Genomic DNA, 16,356 nt, shown 5'->3' with positions numbered 1-16,356 from the left:
GCATGAGCGAGCGTCAGCGAGCGAATCATCGTTGCAGTGCGGTGGTGCCTCGTGGCGTCACGCAGCGAAGCGGAGTGACGGCATGAGCGACCTGAACCCGCAGTTGGGCTCCCCGGACAAGGAGCCGGCGAGCGAGGCGCAGGCGGCCCAGACCGCGCTCGGCAACACCGAACGGGCCGGCACGACCACCGCGCCCAAGGAGCCGGAGCCGAAGCCCTCGCTGGGCCGGCTGTTCCTGGACAATCTCTGGGCGGCCAACACCTTCACGGTGACCCTGCTGTCGCTGGTGCTGGCGATCGTGGTCGGCGCGGTTCTGATGATCGTCTCCGATCCAGAGGTGCTCTCCACCTACTCGTACATCACCTCCCGACCGTCCGACGCGTTCACTTCCAGTTGGACGCTGGTCAGTGGGGCGTACGCGAACCTGTTCAAGGGTTCGATCTTCGACCCGGAGGCGTTCTCCGGCTGGCTGAACGGCACCAACGGCTGGGAGAACGTGCTCGCGCCGATCTCCGAGACGCTCACCTACACCGCGCCGCTGGTCTTCACCGGCCTGTCGGTGGCGCTGGCCTTCCGTGGCGGCCTGTTCAACATCGGCGCCCAGGGCCAGGCCACCATCGGCGTGATCTTCGCTGCGTTGGCCGGCTTCCTGCTGCCGCTGCCGCCCGGCCTGCACCTGCTGGTGGCGGTGCTGGCCGGCGCTCTGGGCGGTGCGGTCTGGGGTTTCATCCCCGGCATCCTCAAGGCCCGTGCCGGTGCGCACGAGGTGATCAACACGATCATGCTCAACTACATCGCCACGTACTTCCTGACCTGGCTCATCGTGCAGAACGGCGTGCAGGACCCGACCCGTACCGACGCGATCAGCCGGACGGTGGACAACTCCGCGCAGTTGCCCCGACTGCTCGGCGACAACCTGCGGGTGCACGCCGGCATCCTGCTCGCGGTGCTGGCCACCTGGGCGGTCGCCTGGCTGCTCAACCGTTCGACGCTCGGCTTCGAGCTGCGTGCGGTCGGCGCCAACCCGGACGCCGCCCGTACCGCGGGTATCAGCGTCACCCGGACGTACATCCTGATCATGGTCTTTGCCGGGATCCTGGCCGGCCTCGGCGGTTCGAACATGGTCCTCGGTTCCACCGCCAGCGCGTTGACCCCGCTGGTGGTGGCGCAGATCGGCTTCGACGGCATCCTGGTGGCGTTGCTCGGCCGGGTGAAGCCCTGGGGGGTGCTGCTGGCGGCGCTGCTGTTCGGGGCGCTCCAGGCCGGTGGCAACCGCATGCAGTCGTACTCGGGGATCTCGCTGGAGCTGGTCACGGTGCTCCAGGCGCTGATCGTCATCTTCATCGCCGCGCCGGCCCTGGTGAAGGCGATCTTCCAGCTCCGGGCCGCGCGTGCCGCGCGGTTGCAGACGAGCCTGGCGAAGGGCTGGTAACTCATGTCCACCATGGCTGTCCCCGACATCGCGGTCGCCCCGGTCGACGAGGGCTTCTGGACCCGTAGCCGCAAGGTCGGCCTGACCCTGCTGGCGCTCGGCCTGCTGGCGGCGGTGCTCTTCGGCGCGCTCGCCACCGACCAGGAGGCCCGGTTCACGCTCAGCGACGACGCGGCCGGCGCCGCACTGGAGATCAACGGCACGATCGGCGCGATCCTGTTCGGGATCATCACGATCGCCGCTGGTGCGGCCCTGCTCGCCGGGGTACCGAAGCGGTGGTTCCTTCCGGTGCTCGGCGTCGGGCTGGTCGGCTTCGTGCTCTCCTTCCTCTGCTGGCAGGTCTCCGCCGCGCCGACCGGGCAGAACTTCATGCCGCTGGTCAACATTCTCCGCGGCACCTTCGTCCTGGCGCTGCCGCTCATCTTCGGCGCGCTGGCCGGTGTGCTCTGTGAGCGATCCGGTGTGGTCAACGTGGCCATCGAGGGGCAGTTGCTGATGGGCGCGTTCAGCGGCGCGCTCTTCGGGAGCATCTCCGGCAACGTCTGGGTGGGCCTGGTGGCCGCCGCCCTCGGCGGCGCGTTCATCTCGCTGCTGCTGGCGATCTTCGCCATCCGCTACCTGGTCGACCAGGTGGTCATCGGCATCGTGCTGAACCTGCTGGCGGTCGGCGTCACCGGTTTCCTCTACGAACGGCTGATGCAGACCAACATCGAGCGGTACAACAGCGCGCCCCGCTTCGGCAACTGGGAGATCCCGCTACTCAAGGACATTCCGGTGCTCGGCCCGGCGCTGTTCCGCGGCAACATCTTCCTCTACCTCGGCCTGCTCCTCGTGCTGGTGATCCACATCGCGCTGTTCCGTACCCGGTGGGGGCTGCGCACCCGCTCGGTCGGTGAGCACCCGACCGCCGCCGACACGCTCGGCGTCAAGGTGCTGCGTGTGCGCTACCGCAACGTGCTGCTCGCTGGCGTGGTCGCCGGCATCGGCGGCGCCTCCTACACGCTGGCGCTCTTCTCGTTCACCAAGAACATGATCAACGGCAAGGGCTTCATCGCGCTGGCCGCGTTGATCTTCGGCCGATGGAACCCGACCGGGGCGCTGCTCGCCGCACTCTTCTTCGGCTTCGCCGACCAGCTCGCCACCTACCTGGGTGCGATCAACAGCGTGTTCCCGAGCCAGTTCCTCGCCATGCTGCCGTACCTGGCCACGATCCTGGCCGTGGCCGGTCTGGTCGGTCGGGTGCGGGCACCGGCCGCCGACGGCAAGCCGTACATCAAGGGTTGAGCTTGCGCCGTGCCTGGCGCGCCCTCCGACCGGGCCGGGTGATCGATCGGGCGGCCCCAGCCAACGAGACCTGTTCGGCCGCTTCGTGGCCTGGGGACTGTTCCGCACGTCGATCGTCGAGGATCGGTGAAAGTGCGGGCAGCGGCACCCTACCCGCTTCTGACCTGGGCTACTTCGGCAGAATGACGGCATGACCGACATTGACTGGCCGCGTCTGCGGGCTGCCGCCATCGAGGCGATGCGGCACGCGTACGCGCCGTACTCGACGTTTCCGGTGGGTGCCGCCGCCCTGGTCGACGACGGCCGCGTCGTGGTGGGCTGCAACGTCGAGAACGCGGCCTACGGGGTCACCCTCTGCGCCGAGTGCGGGGTGGTCTCCTCGCTGCACGCCACCGGCGGTGGCCGGCTCGTCGCGATGTCCTGCGTCGATGCCACCGGTGAGCCGCTGATGCCCTGCGGCCGGTGTCGGCAGCTGCTCTGGGAGAACGGCGGGCCGGAGTGCCTCGTCGAGACCAGGGGCCGCCCACTGTCGATGGCCGAGCTGCTGCCGCACGCCTTCGGTGTGGAGGATCTGGAGGCGGTGACCGGTGAGACGCCGGTGCCGGTGGTCCCGGAGCGGCTGGCCGCCTGGCGTGGGCGCGGCACGGTCTTCGTGCACCCGGACATGTCCGCCGGCCAGCAGGTCTGGACGGCGTACTGGGAGCGGTCGGCCGGGGACGACGCGGGCGCCGAGACCGGCGTGCTGGAGGAGGCCCCGAGCTGGGACGACCCGGCAGAGGCGATCACCTGGGGCCTGGCCCGGACACCGCGTGTGGTGGTGGTCGACGCAACGGGCACCATCTTCTGGGCGGGCGAGGGTGAGCCGCCGCTGGAGATCCCTGTTCGCTGGCCCGGCAACTGACGAGGAAGAACAACTGATGAGTAGTGGTTTTGCTGCTGTTGACGTCATCCGGACGAAGCGGGACGGGGGTGTGCTGTCGGACGCGCAGATCGACTGGGTGGTGGACGCGTACACCCGGGGGGTGGTCGCCGACGAGCAGATGTCGGCGCTGGCCATGGCGATCCTGCTCAACGGCATGACCGGCCCGGAGATCGCGCGGTGGACCGCCGCGATGATCGCCAGCGGTGAGCGGCTGGACCTGTCGGCGGTACGTCGTCCGACCGTCGACAAGCACTCCACCGGCGGCGTCGGCGACAAGATCACTCTGCCGCTCACCCCGCTGGTGGCGGCGTGTGGCGCGGCCGTGCCGCAGCTGAGCGGGCGCGGCCTCGGGCACACCGGCGGCACGCTCGACAAGCTGGAGTCGATCCCGGGTTGGCAGGCCACCCTGAGCAACGACGGGTTCATCGCCCAGCTGGACGAGGTCGGCGCGGTGATCTGCGCCGCCGGCGCCGGGCTCGCCCCCGCCGACCGCAAGCTGTACGCGCTGCGCGACGTGACCGGCACCGTGGAGGCGATTCCGCTGATCGCCAGCTCGATCATGAGCAAGAAGATCGCCGAGGGCACCAGCGCACTGGTCCTCGACGTCAAGGTCGGCTCCGGCGCGTTCATGAAGTCCGTCGACCAGGCCCGCGCGCTGGCCCGCACCATGGTCGAGCTGGGTGGCGCGCACGGCGTGCGCACGGTCGCCCTGCTCACCGACATGTCCACCCCGCTGGGTCTGGCGATCGGCAACGCGGTCGAGGTGACCGAGTCGGTCGAGGTGCTGGCCGGTGGCGGGCCGGCCGACGTGGTGGAGCTGACGGTGGCCCTGGCCCGGGAGATGCTCGACGCCGCCGGCCTGCCGGACGCCGATCCCGCGGCGGCGCTGCTCGACGGCCGGGCGATGGATTCCTGGCGGGCGATGGTCCGCGCGCAGGGCGGCGACCCGGACGCACCGATGCCGGCCGCCGCTGAGGTCGAGGTGGTCCGCGCCGAGCAGGACGGGTACGTCGCCGCCGTCGACGCGTACGCCATGGGGGTGGCGGCCTGGCGGCTCGGCGCGGGTCGCGCGCGCAAGGAGGACCCGGTCAGTGTGCCGGCGGGGGTGGTGTTGCACAGGCGGCCGGGCGACCCGGTGCGGGCCGGCGACCCCCTCTACGAGCTGCGTGCCGAGGACGCTGCGCGGATCCCGGCGGCGCTGGCGGAGGCCGCCGGTGCGGTGCGGATCGCGCCGACCGCACCGGTGGCGACCCCGTTGGTCATCGAGCGGATCGGCTGACCGGGCTAGAGAGCGGGGTGGGCGTGGTGCTGGTCACGCCGGAGCGCTATTCTCCCAGGCCAAGGGGGGCCCAGTCGGCCTTGAGCCGTCGCGAGCAGACAGGAAGTTCCGCCGTGACCGTAGCTGCCCCCGACCCCCGTGAGGTGCGTGAGGCGAGTCTGGACGAGCTGTCCCGGCTCGGTCTGCCGTTGCCGCCGGCCCAGTTTCCCCTCGTGTGGGAGCCGGGTGACCAGATCGAACTGCGCCCCACCGCGGAGGTCGAGGCACGGATCGCCGTGCTGCACCTGATCCTGGCCCGCTGTTTCGGGATGCCCCCGCAGGCGGCGATGAGCTGGCTGCTCGGGTCGCACCTGGTCGAGATGGTGACTCCGCCGGAGTGGCAGTTCGTGATGGGCGGCAAGGGCGACCACCGCTCGTTCGTGCTGCACCACGACGCGCTCTTCGCGCTGTCCTGGGTGCTCGGGCTGACCAAGCAGCTCGACCCGACCCTGGCCGTGGACGAGAGGCTCATGGAGCGGTTGCCGCACATCGCGGCGGGGGAGACGTTCCCGCGCTGGCGGTCCCGCATCCTCACCGCGCCGCAGCACCCCGCCGACGCGGCCGCGCTGCTCGACCTGCACTACTGCCTGGACTGGGCGTACCTGGAGACCGAACGGAGCGGGCGGGCGATGCCCGGACTGGTCGACGCGAACGCGATCGGGCAGCGGCGCTGGGCGCTGGAGTGGGCGGTGATCCTGCGGGGGCCGTACCACGACGAGCCGCCCGGCTGGGAAGAGGTCGACCTCTCCACCTGAGTTCAGCGGGGTCGTAGGGTGTCGAGCCGGACCGCCACGGTCACCCGGACCGGTTCGGGCAGCGCGGCCAGCCGGGCGGCGAGGGCCGCCCGGTCGGTGTGCCAGGCGCTGGGGCCCATCCCGACCAGGGTGGCGACGTCCGGCCGGGCCAGCGTCAACTCCGCACGGTGCACCGCCGAGCTGACCGGGGTGAAGTGCCCGCCCAGGCTGCCGGCCACCCGTTCGGCCTTGTCCGGGTCGACGCGCAGCAGGTCGAGGGCGTCCACCAGTTCGGCGAGGTGGTCGGCGGCGGGGGTGACCACCAGCAGCGTGCCGGCCGGATCGAGCACCCGGTGGAACTCCGGGCCGTTGCGCGGGGCGAAGACGTTCAGCAGCACGGCGGTCGAGGCGTCCGCGAGCGGCAGCCGCTGCCAGGTGTCGGCCAGCGCCGCGGCCGCCCGGGGATGCGCGCGGGCCGCCCGGCGCAGCGCCGGCTTGGAGACGTCCAGGGCCAGACCCACGGCATCCGGCAGCGCCGCCAGCACCGCACCGAGATACCGGCCGGTGCCGGCGCCGGCATCCACCACTAGGGGGTACGTCCCGAGGGCCCGCTCCGTCCCGCGGGCCGGAGCCTCCCCGCCTGCTTCGTGGGCGGGAGCCGTCCCGACTGTTTCGGCGGCGGCCCCGGCGAGCGCGGCGCAGATCAGGTCGTAGTGCCCCGCCGCCAGGAAGTCCGCCCGGGCGGCGACCATCTCGGCGCTGTCGCCGGTGTGCGGGGCGCGACCTGCGAGCAGGTTGACGTACCCCTGCCGTGCGATGTCGAAGCTGTGCCGGCGCGGGCAGCGCAGCGCCCCGGTGGTGCCGGCCGTCGTCTCGGTCAGCGGTTCGCCGCAGACCGGGCAGCGCAGCCGGTCGAGGATGTGCGGGTCCACGTCAGGCTGCCGCGCCGTGCGGTGGGCGGGTGGCCGGGCGGTCGGGGTTGGCGAGGTGGTCGACCACGCGGTGGGTGAGCGCGCCGAGCGCGTCGACCTCCGCCGGGGTGAGCAGGTCGATGAGGTGTCGGCGGACGGCGGCGACGTGGCCGGGGGCGGCTGATGCGACGGCGTGCCGGCCGGCCGTGGTGAGCACGACGACCGAGCCGCGGGCGTCGTCGGCGCACTCCTCGCGGGTCACCAGCCCACGTTGCTGCATCCGGGTCAGGTGGTGGGAGAGCCGGCTGCGGGACCAGAGCATCCGGTCGGCCAGTTCGCTCAGACGCAGCCGGCCCCGCGGTGTCTCGGACAGGTCGGAGAGCACGTCGTAGTCGGGCTCGGAGAGGCCGGCGTCCTGGGTCAGCTCCCGCGCCAGTTCCAGGTCGAGCAGTCGACGCATCCGGCGGTAGCCGCGCCAGGCCCGGTCCTCCCGCTCGTCCAGCCAGCGTGGTGCGTCCATACACCGATCCTAGCCGTTTGGTTGACATGTCATCGAGCTGGGTCCTACGGTCGATGACATGTCAACGAAATCTGTCCGTGGCGCCTCCGCTCCGTCGCGGACGCCGTGACGAGCGACCGGCTGTGGGAGCTCTTCGGCGAGCGCGGACGCGGCGTGTTGGTCACCCTGCGCCGCGACGGTCGGCCCCAACTGTCCAACCTCGACTATCTGGCCGAGCCCGGGCTGATCCGGTGCTCCACCGTCGGTGACCGGGCCAAGGCTCGCAACCTGCGCCGCGACGCCCGGGCCAGCTTCCACGTGACGACCCCGGACGGCGGGGCGTACGCCGTCGCCGAGGGCACGGCCGTTCTCACCCCGCCCGCCGCCACCGTGGACGATCCGACGGTGCAGGAGCTGGTGGAGGTCTACCGGCGCATCCGTGGCGAGCACCCGGACTGGGCGGAATACCGGTCGGTGATGGTCGGCGACGGCCGGCTGGTGATCAGGCTCAGCGTGACGCGCGTCTACGGCTGGCGACCCTGATCAGCGCCGCCCGATGCGGCAGGCCCGCCGCGCCGGTCAGCGAGGCCCACTGCGGCCCGGCGTCGACCCCCAGAGCTGTCGGTCGTCAGTCATGGGGCGCCCTCCCACCCCTGTCGTGTCCGTAGCCGGCGGGGTGGTTCCCGTCGCCGCCGGGACGGTCCCGTCCCAGGGCCGGCCGGAGGCTGACTAGGGTCTGAGCATGGCCGCAACAATCCGATACGAGGACATCGTCAAGGTCCCGAAGGCCCTGCTGCACGATCACCTAGACGGCGGGCTCCGGCCGGCGACGATCGTCGAGCTGGCCGCGGAGGTGGGCCACGAGTTGCCCACCACCGACGCGGAGGCGCTCGGGCGCTGGTTCGTCGGCGCGGCCGACTCCGGTTCCCTGGAGCGGTACCTGGAGACGTTCGCGCACACCGTGGCGGTGATGCAGACCGCGCCGGCGCTGCGCCGGGTGGCCCGCGAGTGCGCGTTGGACCTGGCCGCCGACGGGGTGGTCTACGCCGAGGTGCGGTTCGCCCCGGAGCAGCATCTGGAACGGGACCTGAGCCTGGACGAGGTCGTCGAGGCGGTGTTGGCCGGGTTCGCCGAGGGCACCGCCCAGGCCGTCGAGGCGGGTCTGAGTATCCGGGTGGGCACCCTGCTCACCGCGATGCGGCATGCGGCCCGATCACAGGAGATCGCCGAGTTGGCCGTACGGCACCGGGACGGCGGCGTGGTCGGCTTCGACATCGCCGGCGCAGAGGCGGGCTTCCCGCCCACCCGGCACCTGGACGCCTTCGAGTACCTGCAACGGGAGAACTTCCACTTCACCATCCACGCCGGCGAGGCGTTCGGTCTGCCGTCGATCTGGCAGGCGATCCAGTGGTGCGGCGCGGACCGACTCGGCCACGGCGTACGGATCGTGGACGACATCACCCCCGGCGGGGCGCCGGTGCTCGGCCGGCTGGCCGCCTACGTCCGGGACAAGCGGATCCCGCTGGAGCTGTGCCCGTCGTCGAACGTGCAGACCGGCGCGGTGGACTCGATCGCCGACCACCCGATCGGCCTGCTGCGGGACCTGCGCTTCCGGGTCACCGTCAACACCGACAACCGGCTGATGAGCGGCACCTCCATGTCCCGGGAGATGGCGCTGTTGGTGGAGACGTTCGGCTACGGCTGGCGAGAGTTGCAGTGGTTCACGATCAACGCGATGAAGAGCGCCTTCATCCCGTTCGACGAGCGGCTGCGGATCATCGATGAGGTGATCAAGCCCGCGTACGCGAAGCTGCTGGCCTGACTGGTCAACCGCGGGGGTGGCCGGCGAGGAGGCCGGCAACCCGGCGCAGGACCTCCCGGGCCCGGGCCGCCTCCGCGCCCAGCCCGGTCTGCCGGCGCAGCACCGCGGGCTCCGCGCGCAGCAGCGCCACCCCGCGACGGACCAGCACCCGGGGAGCCTTGCGCTGCTCGGACAGGTCGCGGGCCAGCCGGCGCAGGAAGGTCGCCCCGCGCGGGCGGCGCAGCGCGTACGCGCCGGCGAGCAGCCCGCGTCGCCGGCACTCCTCGACGATCTCGGCAGCGAAGATCCCTTCGGCCACAAAAAGTGGAGATCCGGCGACGTCAAATGGCCGGGTGGCCACCCGTCGATCTGCGCCGATCGCATAAACCGGCACATCCGCTCGACCTTCACGGGCGAGCCGGGCAATCGTTTCCACCGCCGTCGGGGCGTCCCAGGAGTCGGGTGATTCCCAATCCACCTGGCCGTTTCGTTGCGGCAACGTAGGGTCATCACCGTCTTTGTAGAAGTCGTCCAGACACAGCACCGGCAGGCCGGTTTGCTGCGCTATGTAGGACTTTCCGGAGCCAGAAGGGCCGGCGAGCAGGACAACGCGGTGCGGATGTTCCATTACCTTCAGTTACTCCGGCCAGACGGACTGCTATCAAATCGTCTCAACATCTCATCACACCTTCGGCGGGTGACAACCTGGGCTTTCTTCTTGCCGGGCGGCGTGATGGAATCTCGGGGGTCCGACCCGCCGGGTCGGTCGCTCAGCGTTGCCCGGGGCAACGCGTTGAAGCTGTAATCGCGAGGGCGGTGACGTGAGCAAACGGCCAAAGACGGCGGGCTCCTTCCTGTCGCGGCTGCGCCGGCCGGCCAGCCGGCTCCGGGACATGCCGATCTGGTCCAAGCTCGGTCTCATCATGATCGTGCCGACCATCGCCACGGTCGTCGTGGGCACCAGTGGTCTCGTCGACCACCTGGAGACGCTCAACAATGCCAACCGGGCCGGCGACCTGGCCAACCTGTCGAGCTACTCGGGTGACCTGGTCGACACGCTGCAGGACGAGCGGACCGCGGCCGTGCTGCTGTCGGCCGCCGAGGGGACGCAGCCGACGGCGCAGTACAAGGAGGCCTACAACCGGGTCAACTCCCGCGTCGACCAGGCGAAGAGCCCCTACCTGCAACAGCGGGCCGACATCCAGGACCTCCCTGCCAGCCTGGAGAGCCTGCTCGACCAGATCGACCAGGACCTGAAGGATCTGCCGGGCACCCGCAGTCAGGTGTTCAGCGACAAGCTCAAGCTCACCGAGACCGTCCAGGCGTACGAGGGTCTGATCAACAACCTGCTCGCCATCCGTGAGTCGGCCACCCAGCTTGCCGGTAACAACGAGCTGAGCGACCGGATGCGCGCCGCCGCGGCCGTCGCCCGGGAGAAGGAGTTCCTCTCCGCCCGCCGGGTCGTCGTGCACCGCGCGCTGGACCAGAAGCAGCTGACGCCGGTGCTGCGCACCGACTACATCGCCAGCGGCACCGGCCAGCGACAGGCGGAGCAGAGCTTCAAGGCCGTCGCCACCCCCGAGGAAGCCGCGTTCCACGATCAGACGATCGCCGGCGGTGACCGCCGCGAGGCGCAGAACTACATCGGCTGGATGGACGGCAACACCACCGGCGACATGCGCGGCGCGCCCTTCGGTCCGGACCAGTGGGATTCGGCCATGACGGCCAACGCCAAGCTGATCCGCGCCGTCGAGACGAAGCTCGACGGCGACGTGGTCGCCGAGGCCGACGATCTGCGCTCGGACGTGCAGCGCCAGGTGTTCCTGGAGACCGGCCTGCTGCTCAGCATGCTGCTGCTGGCCATCCTCTTCGCCTACCTGGTCGCTCGCTCGATGGCCCGCTCGCTGCGTGAGCTGCGGCAGGGCGCACTCTCCGTGGCGCAGTACGGTCTGCCGCAGGCGGTGGCCCGGCTGCGGGACCCGCAGGTCGTCGGGCAGCTCTCCCCGGTGCAGCTGGCCAACCAGATCGCCGAGCCGCTGCCGGTCCGGAGCAAGGACGAGTTCGGTCAGGTGACCGAGGCGTTCAACGCCGTCCACCTGGAAGCCGTCCGGACGGCCGCCGAGCAGGCGGCGCTGCGCGCCTCCGTCGCGACGATGTTCGTCAACCTGGCCCGCCGTTCGCAGATCCTGGTCGACCGCCTCATCGGTCACCTCGACCGGCTGGAGCGCGGCGAGGAGGACCCGGACCGGCTGGCTGAGCTGTTCCAGCTCGACCACCTGGCCACCCGGATGCGCCGTAACGACGAGAACCTCCTCGTCCTCGCCGGTGCCGACTCCACCCGTGTGCAGCGCGAGCCGGCTGCGCTGATCGACGTGCTGCGCGCCGCCCAGTCCGAGGTCGAGCACTACACCCGGATCGAGTTCGGTGTCATCGACCGGGACATCGAGGTCGCCGCGCACGCGGTCAACGACCTGGTGCACCTCGTCGCCGAGCTGTTCGACAACGCCACCGCGTTCTCCCCTCCGGATTCGCAGGTCATGGTCGAGGCCCGGCGGGTCGGCGACCGCGCCTCGCTCTACGTGGAGGACCGCGGCATCGGCATCAGCCGCGACCAGCTGTACGAGCTCAACGAACGGCTCGCGACGCCACCGCAGGTGGACGTCGCCGTGTCCCGGATGATGGGCCTCGTCGTGGTCGCCCGGCTGGCGTCGCGGCACGGGGTCCGGGTCGAGCTGCGTCCCGGCGGTGACCGTGGCACGGTCGCCGACGTGACCCTTCCCACCTCGGTGCTGGTGCCCCGGGCGCTCTCCGGTCGGGTCCAGCAGCCGCCAGCGCTGCCCTCGGCCAACGTTGCACAGCAGCACGGTGGGCCAGCCCCGGCCTTCGGCGCGCTGCCCGCACTGGGCAACGGACCGCGCCCGGGCGAGTCCGGCAACCAGGTCACTCTGGGTGGTCGCCCGTTCGATCCGGCCTCGCGTAACGGTGCCGGCGCCCCCGCCAACGGCGGTGCATACCGCTCGATGCCGGCCTGGTCGGACCTGACGGGTGCGGCCGGGACGAACGGCGGCGACGGGTTCACCCCGCGCACGGCCAACGGCCAGCCGATCGACCCGCTGCCGCAGCGCCGATCCGGTGACGAGCCGCAGAACACCGGCCAGCAGCAGGCCATCCCGCGGCAGCTGCCGAGCAGCCCGGAGGCGCGCCCGTACTCGCCGCCACCGGTCTCCGCGCCGCCGCTGCCGCCGGTCTCGGCCCAGCCCTACTCCGGTGCGCCGGTCTCGGCCTCGCCGGCCTCCGGCCAGCCGTACTCCGGGCAGCCCTACTCGGGCCAGCCGTACTCTGCCCAGCCCTACTCGGGCGTCCCGTACGCCGGTCCTCCGGTGTCCGCGGCCCCGGCCTCCGGGCAGTCGTACGCCGGTCCTCCGGTGTCCGCGTCGCCGGTCTCGGCCGCTCCCGCCTCCGGTCAGCCGTACTCGGCGCCCCCGGCGTCCGGTCAGTCGTTCAGCGGCTTCGCTCCCCGATCCGCACCGCCCGCGTCGGCGCCCAGCGCCCCCGCGCCGCCGGCCTGGCCGCCGGTGCCGGGCAGCGACCGGGACACGGCGACCCCGCCGGTGCCCGAGCGGCTCGCCGCCGCCCTGGACATGACGACGGAGCTGCCACGGGTGCGGCCCGAGCAGCACGCCCCGGCCAAGCCGGCAGCGCCGACCCCTGCGGCACCACCGCAGAGCCGGCCCGCGCCACAGCAGCCGCAGCAGCCGCAGGGTCAGAACCGGCAGCGGTACGCGGACGAGACGATGGAGCTGCCGATCTTCCGGGAGCTCGAGTCGGCCTGGTTCCGCACCCGCCGGCCGGGTCCGGAGGAGGCTGCTGCCGCCCAGCCGGCGGCGAACGGCACCCCGACCCAGCAGTTCGCCACGGTCGAGGCCAGCGGTCGCCCAGTCCACAAGACACCACCCGGGACGACAGGTAACACACCGATGGCAGACACTCCGACGGCCGGAGGAGCGCCGCGGGACAACGGGCCGACAGCGAACGGGGGCGCCCGCCCCAGCCTCGCCGAGAGCCTGCCGAACCGCCGGCCCCAACCGCAGACCAACGGCTGGCAGACCGCAGCCGACGACGGCTGGCGTGCCGCCTCGGCAGCGGCCAGCGCGACGCCGGTGAGCGAGACCACCACGACCGGTCTGCCGAAGCGCAAGCCGATGGCACAGCTCGTCCCGGGCGCGGTGGAGAAGCCGGTCATCTCGGCCCAGCGCCGCACCCCGGAAGCGGTCCGTGGTCTGCTCTCCGCCTATCACCGGGGTGTTCAGCGGGGGCGTACCACCTCGGACAACCCGACCAGCCCGGAGGCGACTCCGGGAGGGCAGCAATCCTCGCAGTCTGGCTCAGGCTCAGCGGCCGGGAGCGGGCAGAAGGAGCAAGAAGGATGACAACTACGCAGGATCTTGGTTGGCTGCTGGCCAACTTCGCCGACCGGGTGCCCGGTGTCGCGCATGCGGTCGCCGTCTCGGCGGACGGCCTGCTCCTCGCGTCGTCACGGGATCTGCCACGGGACCGGGCCGACCAGCTCGCCGCGATCGCGTCCGGTCTGGTCAGCCTGACCCAGGGTGCGGCTCGCTGCTTCGAGGGAGGTGCGGTGCTGCAGACCGTCGTGGAGATGGACAATGGCTTCCTGTTCCTGATGTCCATCTCGGACGGCTCGTCCTTCGCCGTGCTGGCTGCCCGCAGCTCCGACGTCGGGCAGGTCGGCTACGAGATGGCGCTGTTGGTCGATCGGGTGGGCGACGCGTTGACCCCGCAGCCGCGCGCGGCTGCGGGAATGCTGGGCTGACGCGTCGTCGACCGTGAGGTCGGCGCGACTGCAACGACAACAACGACGAGTTTCACCGGTGGGAGCCGGTACGGGGTACGAAGGAGGTGAGCGGCGACATGGCCGATCGTGACGAACCGACCGGGGCGTTGGTCCGTCCATACGCCGTGACCCGTGGTCGTACCCGTCCCCGGCTGGACATCGCGCTGGAGGCGCTCGTCGAGACGACGGTGCGCGGCCGGACCGCTGCCAATGGCAACGGCGGTGGCCGTGAACACCAGTACATCGCCGCGCTGTGTGACGGACGCGTGCAATCGCTCGCCGAGATCGCGGCGCGGATGCAGCTCCCGCTCGGTGTGGCCCGGGTGCTCATCGCCGACATGGCGACGGACGGCCTGGTCGCGGTCCATGAGCCGACCATCCTGGACGACTCCGACGACGCGGTGGGCACTGAACTGCTGGAGAGGGTGCTGAGTGGACTTCGCAGGCTCTGACATGTCGCACCGCCCGCCGAACCCGAGCGCGCGCGTGACGTCGGCGAAGATCGTTATCGCCGGTGGATTCGGCGTCGGTAAGACGACGCTGGTCGGCTCGGTCTCGGAGATCACGCCGCTGACCACCGAGGCCATCATGACCTCCGCTGGCGTGGGCGTCGACGACACCCGGCAGGTGCCGGGTAAGACGACGACCACGGTGGCCATGGACTTCGGCCGGATCTCGATCGACCGTGACCTGATCCTGTACCTGTTCGGTACGCCGGGTCAGACCCGATTCTGGTTCATGTGGGACGAACTGGTTCGGGGTGCCATCGGCGCGGTCGTGCTGGTGGACACTCGCCGGCTGGCCGACTGCTTCGCGGCGATCGACTTCTTCGAGCACCGGCGGCTGCCGTACCTGGTGGCCATCAACTGCTTCGACGGGATGCAGTACCACGACCCGCAGGACGTCCGGGACGCGCTGGCGATCTCGAGTGACGTGCCGGTGGTGGCCTGCGACGCCCGTAACCGGGAGTCGACGAAGCACGTGCTGATCTCGCTTGTCGAGTACGTGCTCACCATGCGCCGTACGCGCGCCGTCGCCCCGGCCTGACAAGGGCGATCGCGCCCGGTGGTGGCTCCGGCCGTCACCGGGCGCGTCATGCTGTCCAGCGGCGGTCGGCGTTCGACGCTTCCAGGGTCCTTGTTGAAACGGGCGCGGCGACGGCGTCCTGGGCGCGTGTTCCGCCCCGGGACGCCGTCGCCGGTGTGCGCGTGCGCCACCGAACTGTCGGCGTTGACATCAGCCGTCGGTGGCGGGCACCGGGTAGGTGCGAGTGGTCAGGACTGGTAGCCGGCGGAGCGGTACTCGTACTCCCGGTCGTCGTCGCGGTCGCCGTGGTCGCGGCTGAAGTCCCAGCCGCCAGCGGCCTCGCGACCCGGCCGCCCGCCGACGGCGAACCCGCCGATCTCCTGCCCGCGGCGCCACCCGCGGAAGTAGCCGGTGGTGTTCTCAGCGAGGCTCGCAGCGTCACGCACTATGCGCAACGGACGCTCCTCGCGCAGCGGGGAACCCGGGACCAGGTTGGCCTGCGGCACCCGCTTCGGCAGCCCGGCTGTCGTCTCGGCACCCACGGCGGGGCGGGCGGCCTGCTCGGCGGCCTGCCACCCGGTGTCGGCCTTGGTCGACCAGTCCAGGTCAGACTCCTCGGTCTGCCCGACGAACCATGCCGACTTGGCCTGCGCGAAGATCAGCAGATCCCCGTCGCCCTCGTCGGCGACCGGTGGTGGCCGGTGCTCGACCGGGGGCGCCGGCCGGTACTCGGGCGCGCGTTCGACGCGGGGGTCGAGTCGGGGGTCGAGGCGGCCGTTGCGCGCGGCCTGCTCGCGGTCGACGAGTCGCAGCGGCGGCGTCTCCAGGCGCGGGTCGGCGGCCGGGTTGAGCCCTCCGCGCAGCGCCCGGTCAGCCAGCGGCGGCGGCTCCACCAGCCGCAGCATCGGTGGCTCCTGGGGCAGGTCGTCGGCCAGCCAGGGCGGGGTGACCCGGCCGTCGGCGCGGCCCGGATCGGTCGGCGCGTCGATGCCACGGCCACCGCCGTAGGAGTAGGCGGCCGGGTTGTTCGGCGAACTGTCGGCCGGGTCCTCCGGGTTGTTGACCAGCGGCCAGTTGGCCCGCGAGCCCGGGGGTGCGGACTCCTGGCCGGGCCGGGGGGCTGGCACCGGAATGCTGAGATCCGTGGCGCTGAAACCACCGGTGGGCGGCTCTTCGATCGGGCGCTGCAGGGGGCTCGCCCGAGGATCGCCGTTGGTCTTGGGGCGGGGCGGGATGACCGTGCGCTGCCGCTCGGCCCGCGCGTTGTTGATCGCGGCGGTGGTCAGCGTCGGCCGGAACGGCTCGCCAGCCTCGGCCGGTGGCACCGTGCCGCGCTGCGCCGGTGCGATCGGGGTGATCCCGGGCGGCGGGGGCGGTGGCGAGGAGACCGGCCGGTTGGTCGGACCGTCGATCCGGCTCGGCGCGAACTCGGCACGCCCGGGCTGGGCCGACACCGGCGGACCGGCGTGCGCGGCCGGGGCAAGGGGTGCCGGCGCGACCGGCGGTGGGGTGACCGGAGCCGGTGCGACCGGCGGCGGCCCGAGTGGGCGTGGTGACGCCAGCGGGGGACCGCCCGG

Annotated in this window: 14 protein-coding genes and 1 pseudogene; 11 read left to right on the top strand and 4 right to left on the bottom strand. The window is 71.8% G+C overall.

Going from position 1 to position 16,356, the window contains the following annotated elements:
* The first annotated feature begins 82 nt into the window (after positions 1-82).
* From ACLJN9_RS05325 to ACLJN9_RS05305, 5 genes are all read left to right on the top strand, one after another.
* The gene (locus tag ACLJN9_RS05325) at positions 83-1,432 is read left to right on the top strand and encodes an ABC transporter permease (protein WP_410809930.1); all 1,350 of its coding nucleotides are present in this window, start codon (positions 83-85) and stop codon (positions 1,430-1,432) included.
* Between the two features lie 3 nt (positions 1,433-1,435).
* Positions 1,436-2,716 carry an ABC transporter permease gene (locus ACLJN9_RS05320; protein ID WP_410809928.1) on the top strand — a complete coding sequence of 427 codons (1,281 nt, stop codon included), beginning with the start codon at positions 1,436-1,438 and terminating at the stop codon, positions 2,714-2,716.
* Positions 2,717-2,906: 190 nt separating this feature from the next.
* On the top strand, positions 2,907-3,617 hold the full coding sequence (locus tag ACLJN9_RS05315; RefSeq protein ID WP_410809926.1) for a cytidine deaminase: 711 nt from the start codon (positions 2,907-2,909) through the stop codon (positions 3,615-3,617).
* Between the two features lie 16 nt (positions 3,618-3,633).
* Positions 3,634-4,917 carry a thymidine phosphorylase gene (locus ACLJN9_RS05310; protein ID WP_410809924.1) on the top strand — a complete coding sequence of 428 codons (1,284 nt, stop codon included), beginning with the start codon at positions 3,634-3,636 and terminating at the stop codon, positions 4,915-4,917.
* A gap of 113 nt (positions 4,918-5,030) precedes the next feature.
* A complete protein-coding gene (locus ACLJN9_RS05305; RefSeq protein ID WP_410809922.1) occupies positions 5,031-5,711 on the top strand; it encodes a DUF4272 domain-containing protein in 681 nt (226 codons plus the stop codon).
* 2 nt (positions 5,712-5,713) lie between these two features.
* Here the strand turns inward: ACLJN9_RS05305 and ACLJN9_RS05300 are convergent, their stop codons facing one another.
* On the bottom strand, positions 5,714-6,622 hold the full coding sequence (locus ACLJN9_RS05300) for a putative RNA methyltransferase (RefSeq protein ID WP_410809920.1): 909 nt from the start codon (positions 6,620-6,622) through the stop codon (positions 5,714-5,716).
* Between the two features lies 1 nt (position 6,623).
* A complete protein-coding gene (locus ACLJN9_RS05295) occupies positions 6,624-7,121 on the bottom strand; it encodes a MarR family winged helix-turn-helix transcriptional regulator (protein WP_410809918.1) in 498 nt (165 codons plus the stop codon).
* Between the two features lie 105 nt (positions 7,122-7,226).
* Here ACLJN9_RS05295 and ACLJN9_RS05290 point away from each other — a divergent pair, with 105 nt between their 5' ends.
* Both ACLJN9_RS05290 and ACLJN9_RS05285 read left to right on the top strand, forming a co-directional pair.
* On the top strand, positions 7,227-7,643 hold the full coding sequence (locus tag ACLJN9_RS05290) for a PPOX class F420-dependent oxidoreductase (RefSeq protein WP_410809916.1): 417 nt from the start codon (positions 7,227-7,229) through the stop codon (positions 7,641-7,643).
* 199 nt (positions 7,644-7,842) lie between these two features.
* Positions 7,843-8,922 carry an adenosine deaminase gene (locus ACLJN9_RS05285; RefSeq protein ID WP_410809914.1) on the top strand — a complete coding sequence of 360 codons (1,080 nt, stop codon included), beginning with the start codon at positions 7,843-7,845 and terminating at the stop codon, positions 8,920-8,922.
* 4 nt (positions 8,923-8,926) lie between these two features.
* Here the strand turns inward: ACLJN9_RS05285 and ACLJN9_RS05280 are convergent, their stop codons facing one another.
* A complete protein-coding gene (locus tag ACLJN9_RS05280; RefSeq protein ID WP_410809913.1) occupies positions 8,927-9,220 on the bottom strand; it encodes a hypothetical protein in 294 nt (97 codons plus the stop codon).
* A 502-nt stretch (positions 9,221-9,722) separates the two neighbouring features.
* Between ACLJN9_RS05280 and ACLJN9_RS05275 the strand changes: the two genes are divergently transcribed.
* The 4 genes from ACLJN9_RS05275 (at position 9,723) to ACLJN9_RS05260 (ending at position 14,800) form a co-directional block, all read left to right on the top strand.
* Positions 9,723-13,331: a nitrate- and nitrite sensing domain-containing protein gene (locus tag ACLJN9_RS05275; protein WP_410809912.1), complete on the top strand. Its 3,609-nt coding sequence runs from the start codon at positions 9,723-9,725 to the stop codon at positions 13,329-13,331.
* On the top strand, positions 13,328-13,732 hold the full coding sequence (locus ACLJN9_RS05270; RefSeq protein WP_007455462.1) for a roadblock/LC7 domain-containing protein: 405 nt from the start codon (positions 13,328-13,330) through the stop codon (positions 13,730-13,732). Before ACLJN9_RS05275 ends, ACLJN9_RS05270 begins: the two co-directional genes overlap by 4 nt.
* 98 nt (positions 13,733-13,830) lie before the next feature.
* Complete coding sequence (locus ACLJN9_RS05265; RefSeq protein WP_124820399.1) at positions 13,831-14,205, top strand: DUF742 domain-containing protein; 375 nt, start codon at positions 13,831-13,833, stop codon at positions 14,203-14,205.
* 1 nt (position 14,206) lies between these two features.
* Positions 14,207-14,800: a GTP-binding protein gene (locus ACLJN9_RS05260; protein ID WP_328423405.1), complete on the top strand. Its 594-nt coding sequence runs from the start codon at positions 14,207-14,209 to the stop codon at positions 14,798-14,800.
* A gap of 227 nt (positions 14,801-15,027) precedes the next feature.
* Here ACLJN9_RS05260 and ACLJN9_RS05255 read toward each other — a convergent pair.
* A pseudogene (locus ACLJN9_RS05255) lies at positions 15,028-15,735 on the bottom strand (transposase); the annotation flags it as partial.
* Between the last annotated feature and the right edge of the window lie 621 nt (positions 15,736-16,356).

It is taken from the genome of Micromonospora sp. 067-2, from assembly GCF_046549295.1.
GTDB lineage: Bacteria > Actinomycetota > Actinomycetes > Mycobacteriales > Micromonosporaceae > Micromonospora.
This window is presented reverse-complemented; position numbering and strand designations above follow the sequence as displayed.